The organism is Mesorhizobium sp. J18, from assembly GCF_007829525.1.
Lineage (GTDB): Bacteria > Pseudomonadota > Alphaproteobacteria > Rhizobiales > Rhizobiaceae > VLJP01.
On sequence record NZ_VLJP01000011.1, the window covers coordinates 18,029 to 28,765 of the forward strand.

Sequence of the window (10,737 nt, forward strand, 5' to 3'; positions counted from 1 at the left end):
GAGCAAACAAGGAGAATGCCAATGTCTAAGCTGCTCCTGAAACCCAAGGGCGGGACTGGTCTTGTGACCCGCGTGACACCGCAAAATGCGGGCTGGACCTATGTCGGCTTCGATCTTTACCGGCTTGCGCCAGGTGAAACGGTTTCCGCCGAGACAGAGAGCCGCGAAGCCTGCCTCGTTTTCGTCTCCGGCAGGGGCAAAGCAAGCGCGGGGGACAAGGACTTTGGCCTGCTCGGAGAACGAATGACGCCGTTCGAGGGTAAGCCCTGGTCGGTCTATGTGCCGGAAAGTTCACACTGGAGCGTGACAGCCGAGACGGAGCTGGAACTCGCCGTCTGCACCGCTCCTGGCCTCGGCGGCGGGCTGCCCCCGCGCATGATCGCGCCAGACGATATCGGCCAGGAGGTGCGCGGCAAGGGCACCAATACGCGCTATGTCACCAACATCCTGCCGGAGAGCGAGCCGGCCGATTCACTCCTCGTCGTCGAGGTCATAACGCCGGGTGGCCATACGTCGAGCTATCCTCCACACAAGCATGACCAGGATAACCTGCCCGAGGAATCCTACCTGGAGGAAACCTATTACCACCGTCTCAATCCGCGCCAGGGTTTTGCCTTTCAGCGCGTCTATACGGATGACGGCTCACTGGACGAAACCATGGCGGTGGAGGATGGCGATGTGGTCATGGTGCCGAGGGGATATCATCCCTGCGCCGCCTGCCACGGCTACGATCTCTATTACCTCAATGTCATGGCGGGGCCGAAACGGACATGGAAATTCCACAATGCCAGGGAGCATGAATGGCTTCTCGGGGCCTGAGGGGTGGTATCGCCAGCGGGGCTTGAGCGCGACGCGACATGCGGTATGACAACAGGCCTGCACCGCAATGGAGAAGCCTCTGTGAGCCACGACAAACCCTCGATCGCCGCGGTCGACTGGGGTACCACCAGGATGCGCGTCTGGCTGCTCGATACGGCTGGTCGGGTGCTCGACGAGCGGCGCAGCGACGACGGGCTGCTCACCGCACGGTCGCGTGGCTTCTCCGTTGTCCTTGAACAGCATCTGGCGGCACTACGAGCGCCGGTCACCCTGCCCGTCATCATCTGCGGCATGGCCGGTTCGCGCCAGGGCTGGCTGGAAGTTCCTTATGTCGATGTTCCGGCCCCGATCGGCGGCATTCTCAAAAGCGCTACGGCGGTGAAGGGCGAGCGTAGCGATATCCGGATAATTCCCGGCCTGGCGCAGCGGCTTCAGTCCGAACCGGAAGTGCTGCGCGGCGAGGAAACGCAGCTTGCCGGCGCGGATTTGCCGGAAAAAGGCAGGCACATCGTCTGCATGCCCGGCACCCACTCGAAATGGATCGTCGTCGAGGAAGGCGTCGTTTCAAGATTCGGCACATGGATGACCGGCGAGCTGTTTTCGCTGCTCGCCAGTCATTCGATCCTGCGCCATTCGCTGGGCGAAAAACCGTCAACCGTAGCCGCCGATAATGCGACGTTTCGCCATTGGTGCGAAACCGCTCTCGCCAGCGGCGGCGACATTGCCTCGCGGCTGTTTTCGATCCGCGCGGCGGGCCTGCTGCACGGGCTTTCGCCAGACGAGGCGGCAGCCGCCCTGTCGGGCCTGCTCATTGGGGGCGAAATCGCCTCGGCACGGCGGGTCTACGAACCAGGCCGGCAGGAAATTGTCCTGATCTCTTCGGGAGCTCTGGGTGCGCTTTATGGCACGGCGCTGGAGATTGCGGGGATGGCGTTCCGGCCGGTCGATGCGGACGAGGCGGTGCGGGCCGGGCTTTTCGCGGCCGCGCGTCGGAACGGCATGATTGGAAACGGAGTTGCCGCATGACGCCTACCGCCCCCTTCCCGCAACTGCGCCGCGGTCTCATTGCCATTTTGCGCGGGCTGAGGCCGGAAGACGCCGTTGCCGTCGGCCAGGCCATCTTCGATGCCGGCATCGAAGCCATAGAGGTGCCGCTCAATTCGCCAGAGCCCTTCGTCTCGATCCGCAGCATGGTCGAAGCCCTGCCGAGCATGGCGCTTATCGGCGCGGGTACCGTCCTGGCGGCGGCAGACGTCGACAATCTGGCAGAAGCGGGCGGGCGGCTGCTCGTCAGTCCCAATATCGACGCTGCCGTCATGCAGCGGGCGGCGAGATACAATCTGGTAACCATGCCCGGCGTGTTGACGCCGAGTGAAGCCTTCCATGCAATCAGTCTGGGCGCGTCGGCGCTGAAGTTCTTCCCGGCCAGCGTTCTTGGCCCAGGCGGCATATCCGCCATGCGCGCGGTGCTGCCGAAGCATGTCCTGGTGGGCGCGGTCGGCGGCATATCGGCAAAGGATTTCGACAACTACAGCGCTGCGGGCGTCACATTGTTCGGCCTTGGATCAAGCCTCTTCAAGCCGGGCATGAGCGTCGATGAAATCCGGCAGCGCGCGATTGCCGCCGTCGCTGGGTGGGATGCGGTGTTTGCCGGAGCCTAGACATCAAGGCTTGCAAGCCCCTTTACATGTACCATGCTATCTTCACCGGATCGCCATCGACCAATGAATTGCCCATGAACATCGCATCCTGGCTTCACTCCACGGCGCGCACCCGCCCCGATGCGCCGGCCATATTTTCCGGGGAGCGCCTGCACGCGGACTATGCGACTTTCGCCCGGCGAAGCGCTGCGATTGCCGCCGGGCTCCATGCGCGCCACGGGATTGCGGCAGGCGACAGGGTGGTCGTCTTCCTGAAGAACTGTCCCGAATATCTGGAACTCCTCTACGGCATCTGGTGGCTCGGCGCCGTGGCGGTTCCGGCCAATGCCAAGCTGCATCCCGCCGAGATCGCCTATATCGCAGAGGATTCGGGAGCCCGTCTTCTCGTGTCCGATACGGGCAAACTCCGCTCCGAATCCGAGCTGCCCGCCAATTGCACTGAGATCGCGCTGGGGTCACCTTCCTGGGACGCGCTTCACGCCTCGGGCGGTCCCGAGAAGCCGGCCGAAACCGATGCGCATGATACGGCCTGGATTTTCTACACCTCCGGCACGACGGGGCGGCCGAAAGGGGTGATGCTCACGCACCGCAATCTCATGATGATGTCCCTGTGCTACGCGATCGACGTGGATCAGGTATCCCATACTCACACAATTCTCTACCCCGCTCCGATGTCGCATGGCGGCGGATTGTACAATTTCCCCTACGTCCGGGCCGGGGCCAGCCATTGCGTGCCTGTATCGCGGGGCTTCGATGCCGGCGAGATCGCCGCGCTCTCGCGTCATTTCGGAGAAACCGCTTATTTCGCGGCACCTACAATGGTGCGCCGCCAGATCGACGAAGCGCAGCGCAGCGGCTATCACGGCGAAGGCATCCGCACGGTCGTCTATGGAGGCGGCCCCATGTATGGACCGGACATTGACGAGGCGCTTGCTGTTTTCGGCCCCCGCTTCGTCCAGATCTACGGCCAGGGCGAATCCCCGATGACGATCAGCGTCCTGCCCCGCGACGTCGTTGCCGATACGTCGCATCCAAACTGGCGGAAACGGCGCGATTCCGTCGGTGTCGCACAGGCCTGCATCGAACTCAGGATCGTCGACAGCGAAGGGAACGATCTTCCGCCCGGCCGATCCGGCGAGATTCTCGTTCGCGGAGACACCGTCATGCGCGGCTACTGGCGCAACGAGGAGGCGACCGCAAAGACGATCGTCGATGGCTGGCTGCATACGGGTGATATCGGCCATCTGGACGAGGATGGTTTCCTGACGCTGACGGACCGATCGAAGGACGTGATCATCTCGGGAGGCACCAATATCTATCCGCGCGAGGTGGAGGATGTTCTGATCAGCCATCCCGGCGTGGCGGAAGCAGCCGTAATCGGCCTTCCCGATCCCGAATGGGGCGAGATCGTTGTCGCCGTGGTGGCGGCGCGCGGCGACGCCATATTGCACGAGGACGAGTTGGAAGCCCTCTGCCGCTCCCGGATCGCCTCATTCAAGAAGCCACGCAGATATGTCTTCCTGGACGAGCTTCCCAAGAACGCCTATGGCAAGATCCTCAAGCGCGAGCTCAGGGCACAGCTGGAGCAAAAATAATCCGGAGCGATTGTCTACAGCGCCCTGGACTTACTCACCTCCATTGCGCCAGGAGACGGCCAAGGCAAGCAACAGCGCAGCCGCCGCAAGGATGACGACGGAGACGCCGATTGACAGATAGAGGGCGCCTGCCTGTCCGAACCGATTGATGGCGAAGGCGTAGATGATAGGGCTTGCTGCCGACAAGACGAAGCTCGGTGCGATCAGGCGACCGACAAAAGCGCCGTAGGTCCGGTGATCGAACAGCACGAGGGGCAACGTGCCTCGTGTGATCGTGAGCAGCCCGTTGCCAACGCCGTATAGAAAGGCGAAAGCGATTGCGGCCGCCCCGAGATATCCGCTGAACAGGCCGGCGACGAACGAGAGCGGCAAGAACAGGCTGGCGATCAGGTTGAGCATGAGCGGATCGAGCTTCCTGCCGAACAGGACCTCGCACAGCCGCGCTGAGGACTGACCGACGCCGCGCAGAGTCGCGACCCAGACGGAAGTGGAGGCGGCGAGCCCGAGGCCCGCAAGGATGCCGATCATATGGGCGGACATGCCGGCATTCAGAAAATTGGCGAGAGCCATTATGAGTGCATAAAGGCCGCCGGCCACGGCGAGATTGCGCCTTTCCACGATCGGAGCCGGGCGGAGCAGGCGGTCTTCCGGCGCTGGCGCTTCCCTGTACCTTCCTTCCGGTATGGCCAGGTGAAGCGGCAGGGTCAGGAGCGCAAAGCCGGCATAGGCGAGCAGTGCCCCGCGCCAGCCGAAATATTCGGCCAGGAGATGGCCCAGCGGCCAGAATACGGTGGAAGCAAGGCCGCCAAGCAGGGTGATCTGGGCAATAGGCCAGCGCGCCTCGGGTCCACCGATCCGCGCCAGCGCGGCGAAAGCCGCGTCATAGAGGGTGAGGCGCATCGCGAGACCAAGACAGACCCAGGCCATGTAATAGGCGACGACGTCATGACTGGCTGCGATGCCGATACAACCGGCGGCGTTGAGCAATGACCCCACGATCATGACCCTGCGTCCGCCATAGCGGTCTATCAGACGGCCGGCAACCGGCGAGGTGAGTCCCATCACCAGAAGCGCCACGGAAAATCCGCCATAGACGCGATCCCGGCTCCAGCCGAGATCAGTCGTGATCTGCTCACCGAAGCCGCCGATCAGATAGTAGGAGATGCCCCAGGAAATGAGCTGTGCAAGCCCGAGACATAGAACAGTCCTGCGCAGGATCACATCTTCACCTTGCCTTCCCCGTGCCGCCTGCCTCAGGGCAAACGCCGACCTCTCTTAGGTGATCGTGGAACCCATGCAAGGTCTCACGCCGGCTAAATGCATTGCGCCAATCAAGGCATTCACACACCGCCTCCTCAGTCCGTGTTGACACTGGAAGCAAAACCACTTTAAGCTTGAAATAATAGATCGGGTCGAGGCGCAGGTTGTCTCGCCGATTGGGGAGATGTCTCGATCTCCCGAGCCGGGGTTTTTCGCAGATGAGATGCTGCGGCGCGAACACGCAGGCAGTTTCCCTCCAATTGGCCGGCACGATCGGACCGGCACTGGTCGTTGTTCCGGCCTGCGGCACCAGCGCTCGGCGACGGAAGCTCGAATAGCGATCTCCGGCCGGCGTTTTCGATGCCTTCACAAAGAGCAACCTAGAAAAAGGGGAACCGAATGAAGGGAACAGGGCGTATCGAACAGTGACTGAATAGGCATGGCGCACCGGGATTCCAGCATGGCGGCCCCTCGGTCGTCCGGACGGATGTTTCCCGTGCAAACGGACAATCTCGACCCTGCCGGACACATCGAGTGTGCCGGCTGCACCTGACGGAGGAAATTTTGAGAAAACTTGCTCTTGCGATGTCCGCCCTTGCGGGCCTCTCCCTCGCGGCGACAGCCGCTTATGCCGACATCAAGGTCGGCTTCGTCACGTCTCTCAGCGGTGCCGGCGCCTCTATAGGTATTCCCTATAGCGAAGGCATCAAAGCGGCTTATGAGTTTCAGAGCGAAGTCGGCGGCGAGAAAATCCAGCTCATCCAGCTTGACGACGGTTCCGATCCGTCCGCGGCGACGCGCGCAGCGCGCAAGCTGGTCGAAGAGGAAGGGGTGGATCTGCTCATAGGCACCGCCACCGCTCCCTCGACCATCGCCATGATCGCGGTGGCGAACGAGCTGAAGGTGCCTATGATCGCGGTGTCGCCGATCAATGTCGCACCGGCCGAAGGTGGCGAACGCTGGGGCATCGCCGTGCCGCAGACGCCGCAACTGATGGTCAAGGTGATTGCCGATCATATGAAGAAGGAAGGCGTCAAGTCGGTCGGCTTCATCGGCTATTCGGACGCCTGGGGCGATTTCGTCTATAACGGAGCCAAGGACGCCGAAGCCGAAGGCGGCCCGAAGGTGACGACCAACGAGCGCTACGCGCGTACGGACACTTCCGTGACCGGCCAAGTGCTGAAGGTCATCGCCACGCAGCCCGACGCCTTCATCAATGGCGGCTCCGGCACGCAGGGCGCGCTGCCGCTTCTCGAACTCCGCAAGCGCGGCTTCACGGGTGATTTCTACGGCACGCCGTCACTGCTCAATGCGGACTTCATCCGCGTCGGGGGCAAGGCGGCCGAGGGCGTGGAGGTCTCCGCGGGGCCGGTGATCGTCACCGATCAGCTCCCTGACGGCCACTTCGCAAAGGAGATCGGCTTGAAGTTCCATGAGGCCTACAAGAAGGTGAACGGCAAGGATGTGGCCGATGGTTTCTCCGGCTATTCCTTCGATGGCTGGTTGATTTTCCTCAATGCTGCGGAGACTGCCCTTGAGAAGGCGGAGCCGGGGACGCCGGAATTCCGCATGGCGCTCAACGACGCGATCTTCTCGACCAAGGAACTCGCCGGGGTGCACGCCGTCTACAACTTCACGCCCGAGTCGAGCTACGGCGTTGACGAGCGAAGCCTCGTCATCGTGAAGCTCGTGGACGGCAAATGGGTCTACCAGCCGGAATCGAACTGAAGAACGGCCGGCTCTGACAATAACGAGGTCCCATGACTCCTGACATCGCGGCAATCCTCGCCCTCGACGGGATCGCCACGGGAGCGATCTATGTCCTGATGGCTCTCGGCTTCGTGCTTATTTTCGCGGTTACGCGCGTGGTCTTCGTGCCCTTCGGCGACATCGCTGCATTCACGGCGCTCACGCTTGCCGCGCTGGAGCTTGGCCGGCTCCCGGGTACGGTCGGCCTGGTGATCGGGCTTGCGGTGCTTGCGACCCTGATGGAGTTGTATTCGATCCTGCGCGCGGGGAGCTATGAACGCATCCCGCGCGCGCTGCTGTTCTATCTTGTGCTACCCGTGGCGATAGCCGGGCTGGTCTGGATTACGTCCGGGACGCTCTGGCCTATGCCGTTCCGCATCGCCCTGGCGCTGCTCCTGATCCTGCCGGTGGCGCCGCTGCTCGACCGCATCGTCTACCGCCCGATTGCCGATGCCAGCGTGCTTTTGCTGCTGACGGTCTCCGTCGCCCTGCATTTCGCCCTTGTCGGGCTTGGGCTTCTCTTCTTCGGTCCCGATGGTGCGCGCACGGAAAGCCTTACCGACGCGATGTTCATGCTCGGCAATATCCCGATCTCGGGCCAGACAATTCTGATTGTCGTCGCGGCAGCCATTTTCTGCGGCCTGCTCTATCTGTTCTTCGACTTCACGCTGCTCGGCAAGGCCCTGCATGCGACCGCGCTGAACCGCACCGGGGCACGGCTCATGGGCATTCGGCCGGAACGTTCCGGCACGATCGCCTATCTCGCAGGCTCCGTGCTGGCAGGCGTTTCCGGCATACTGATCGCGCCCGTCAATACGATCTTCTACGATTCCGGCTTCCTGCTCGGGCTGAAAGCCTTCGTGGGAGCCATTATCGGCGGCCTCATCAGCTTCCCGGTTACGGCCATAGGCTCGATCTTCGTCGGGCTTCTTGAAAGCTTCGCGTCGTTCCAGAGCAGCGCCTTCAAGGAGGTGATCGTCTTTTCCGTCCTGATACCGGTGTTGCTCTGGCGCTCCTACACCTTCCAGCATACCGAAGAGGACATGGACGAATGAGCAGGCTGCAACTGCGTCTCGTGGCGATCGCGGCTGTGCTCTTGGTGGCGGCCGCGCCGCTGTTTCTTGACCCGTTCTCGGTCACGCTCGCCAATTATATCGGCATTTATGCACTTGTCGCGCTAGGGCTTGTCCTGATCACCGGCGTGGGCGGCATGGTTTCCTTCGGCCAGGCCTCCTTCATGGGCATAGCCGCCTATTCGACGGCATGGGCGAGCGCGCTGATGGACTATTCGCCATGGTTCGGATTGCTTCTGGCGCTTGTCCTCACCGGGCTGGTGGCCACCATTCTCGGTGCGGTGACGCTGCGCCTGCAGGGACATTTCCTTTCCCTCAGCACCATTGCCTGGGGGCTTGCGATCTATTTCCTGTTCGGCAATGTCGACGGGCTTGGCCACTTCAACGGCATCCCGTCGATCCCTCCGATCACCATCGGCTCATTCGCCCTGATCAGCAGCGAGCGCATCTATTACCTGATCTGGGCCGTGCTGATCGCCGCGATGCTGCTTTCACACAATCTTCTGAATTCGCGCGAAGGAAGGGCCATGCGGGCGCTCAGGGGCGGCGATGCCATGGTCGAATCTGTCGGAGTCAACGCTTTCCGCATCAAGCTGATCACCTTCGTGATCTCGGCATTGCTCGCTGCCCTATCGGGATGGCTCTATGCCCATATGGGCCGCTTTGTGAGCCCGACACCATTCGACGTAACTCGCGGCATCGAATATCTGATGATGGCCATGGTCGGGGGGTCGGGCTACCTGCTGGGCGCCGTGGTCGGCGCGGCTCTGATCACGCTCCTGAAGGATTGGGTACAGGACTTCCTGCCGCTGGTGGCACCGAACGCGGCAGGTCAGCTCGAGATCGTCGTCTTTTCCGCGCTTTTCATCCTCTTCCTTCAATATGCGCGCGACGGCATCGTGCCGTTCGTCGCAAAGTTCCTGCCGCAGGTGAGGCGCGAGCGTCCGCGCGCCGTCGAGCCGCTGCCGCGGCGCACCCAGCCGGAACCAGGCCAGACCCTGCTTAAGGTCGACAATGCCAAGCGCGCCTTTGGCGGCCTGATGGCGGTCAACGATGTCAGCTTCGAAGTGCGCTCGGGCGAGATCCTCGGCCTTATCGGGCCGAACGGAGCGGGCAAATCGACCATGTTTAACCTGATCACCGGCGCCCTGCCGGCGACCGGCGGCAAGGTCGTTTTCACCAGCAGCGACATCACCAACGAACCGCAGCGCCTTATCGCCCGTGCAGGCGTGGCCCGCACCTTCCAGCATGTGAAGCTCAGGCCGAAAATGACGCTGCTCGACAATGTCCTGCTCGGGACCTATGCACGCACGCAGTCCGGCTTCTTCAAGGGCGCGCTCGGGCTCGACAGGGCCGAGGAGGAGCAGGCGCGCCACGAGGCAATGATGCAGCTCGAACGCGTCGGCCTCGGCGATCGTCCGTTCGAACTGGCCGGCAATCTTCCGCTCGGCAACCAGCGCATCCTCGAAATCGCGCGCGCGCTCGCCGCCGATCCGATCCTGCTCGTTCTTGACGAACCAGCGGCCGGCCTGCGGCGGCAGGAGAAGCTGGCCTTGGCGAAATTGCTGCGTTCTCTGCGCGATGACGAGAACCTGACGATCCTGCTGGTCGAGCACGACATGGAATTCGTCATGGGCCTCGTCAACCGCATCGTCGTCATGGAGTTCGGCTCAAAGATCAGCGAGGGCGAGCCTTCGACGGTACGCAACGATGCGCGAGTCCAGGAAGCCTACCTCGGAGGCGTGGCCTGATGCCTTTGCTTGCAATCGACAATGTCAGCGTTTCCTATGGCAAGGCTGAGGCTGTCCGCGACGTTTCGCTTCAGGTCGAAAAAGGTCAGATCGTCACGGTGATCGGTCCCAATGGTGCCGGCAAGACGAGCCTGCTCATGGCGGCCATTGGCCTGCTCCGCTCCACGGGGCGCATCATCTATGACGGGCGGGATATTTCCCGACTCGAGACCGAGGAACGCATCGAGATGGGCTTCTGCCTCGTGCCGGAGCGGCGCGAGCTTTTCTCCGATCTCTCCGTCTATGACAATCTCCGGCTCGGCGCCTACAGCCGCAGGGCCGCCTCGGGCGAAATCAAGGACGACATCGCGCAGGTCTTCGATCGCTTCCCGCGCCTGCTGGAACGGCGAAACCAAATGGCCGGAACGCTTTCGGGCGGGGAGCGCCAGATGCTCGCCCTCGGTCGCGCCCTCATGGCCCGGCCGCGGCTCTTGATGCTGGACGAGCCGAGCCTCGGTCTCGCGCCATTGATCACGCGGGAGATATTCCGCATCATCGCATCATTACGCGATCTCGGCGTTTCCATCCTGCTTGTCGAGCAGAATGCGCGGGCCGCACTTGAAACGGCGGATTTCGGCTATGTGATGGAGACCGGCGAGATCGTCCATTCCGGCTCGGCGGATGCCCTGATGCACGACCCCAGACTGATCGCGACCTATATGGGTGGCAGCGAAGTGTCATGAGCCGGTGCCGCGAGTCCGGAGGGGTGATGGAATGACCGATCTCTCCGGCAAGGTTGCGCTCGTGACCGGTGGCACCCACAGCATAGGCGGCGCCATCGTCGAACGAC

9 protein-coding genes are annotated in these 10,737 nt (G+C 62.5%); 8 read left to right on the plus strand and 1 reads right to left on the minus strand.

The genetic code is table 11. The features are described 5' to 3' along the window. Positions 1–21 precede the first annotated feature (21 nt). From iolB to L598_RS05715, 4 genes are all read left to right on the plus strand, one after another. On the plus strand, positions 22–819 hold the full coding sequence (iolB, locus tag L598_RS05700; protein ID WP_144861004.1) for a 5-deoxy-glucuronate isomerase: 798 nt from the start codon (positions 22–24) through the stop codon (positions 817–819). Positions 820–864: 45 nt separating this feature from the next. Beyond that, positions 865–1,845 carry a 2-dehydro-3-deoxygalactonokinase gene (locus L598_RS05705; protein ID WP_144861005.1) on the plus strand — a complete coding sequence of 327 codons (981 nt, stop codon included), beginning with the start codon at positions 865–867 and terminating at the stop codon, positions 1,843–1,845. Further along, positions 1,842–2,480 (plus strand): 2-dehydro-3-deoxy-6-phosphogalactonate aldolase, encoded by a 639-nt coding sequence (locus L598_RS05710; RefSeq protein ID WP_144861006.1) that lies wholly within the window; start codon positions 1,842–1,844, stop codon positions 2,478–2,480. The genes L598_RS05705 and L598_RS05710 overlap by 4 nt, the downstream gene beginning before the upstream one ends. A 74-nt stretch (positions 2,481–2,554) precedes the next feature. Then, positions 2,555–4,075 carry an AMP-binding protein gene (locus tag L598_RS05715; RefSeq protein ID WP_144861007.1) on the plus strand — a complete coding sequence of 507 codons (1,521 nt, stop codon included), beginning with the start codon at positions 2,555–2,557 and terminating at the stop codon, positions 4,073–4,075. Positions 4,076–4,105: 30 nt separating this feature from the next. Here L598_RS05715 and L598_RS05720 read toward each other — a convergent pair whose 3' ends face one another. After that, positions 4,106–5,296, minus strand: a complete 1,191-nt coding sequence (locus L598_RS05720; RefSeq protein ID WP_144861008.1) for an MFS transporter — start codon at positions 5,294–5,296, stop codon at positions 4,106–4,108. 603 nt (positions 5,297–5,899) lie between these two features. Here L598_RS05720 and L598_RS05725 point away from each other — a divergent pair. The 4 genes from L598_RS05725 to L598_RS05740 are packed head-to-tail and all read left to right on the plus strand — an operon-like array spanning position 5,900 to position 10,630. Beyond that, the gene (locus L598_RS05725; protein WP_348642734.1) at positions 5,900–7,063 is read left to right on the plus strand and encodes an ABC transporter substrate-binding protein; all 1,164 of its coding nucleotides are present in this window, start codon (positions 5,900–5,902) and stop codon (positions 7,061–7,063) included. Positions 7,064–7,095: 32 nt separating this feature from the next. Further along, positions 7,096–8,139 carry a branched-chain amino acid ABC transporter permease gene (locus L598_RS05730; RefSeq protein WP_144861009.1) on the plus strand — a complete coding sequence of 348 codons (1,044 nt, stop codon included), beginning with the start codon at positions 7,096–7,098 and terminating at the stop codon, positions 8,137–8,139. Next, positions 8,136–9,908, plus strand: a complete 1,773-nt coding sequence (locus L598_RS05735) for a branched-chain amino acid ABC transporter ATP-binding protein/permease (RefSeq protein ID WP_144861010.1) — start codon at positions 8,136–8,138, stop codon at positions 9,906–9,908. The genes L598_RS05730 and L598_RS05735 overlap by 4 nt, the downstream gene beginning before the upstream one ends. Beyond that, the gene (locus L598_RS05740; protein WP_210244968.1) at positions 9,908–10,630 is read left to right on the plus strand and encodes an ABC transporter ATP-binding protein; all 723 of its coding nucleotides are present in this window, start codon (positions 9,908–9,910) and stop codon (positions 10,628–10,630) included. The genes L598_RS05735 and L598_RS05740 overlap by 1 nt, the downstream gene beginning before the upstream one ends. The last annotated feature ends 107 nt before the right edge of the window (positions 10,631–10,737 follow it).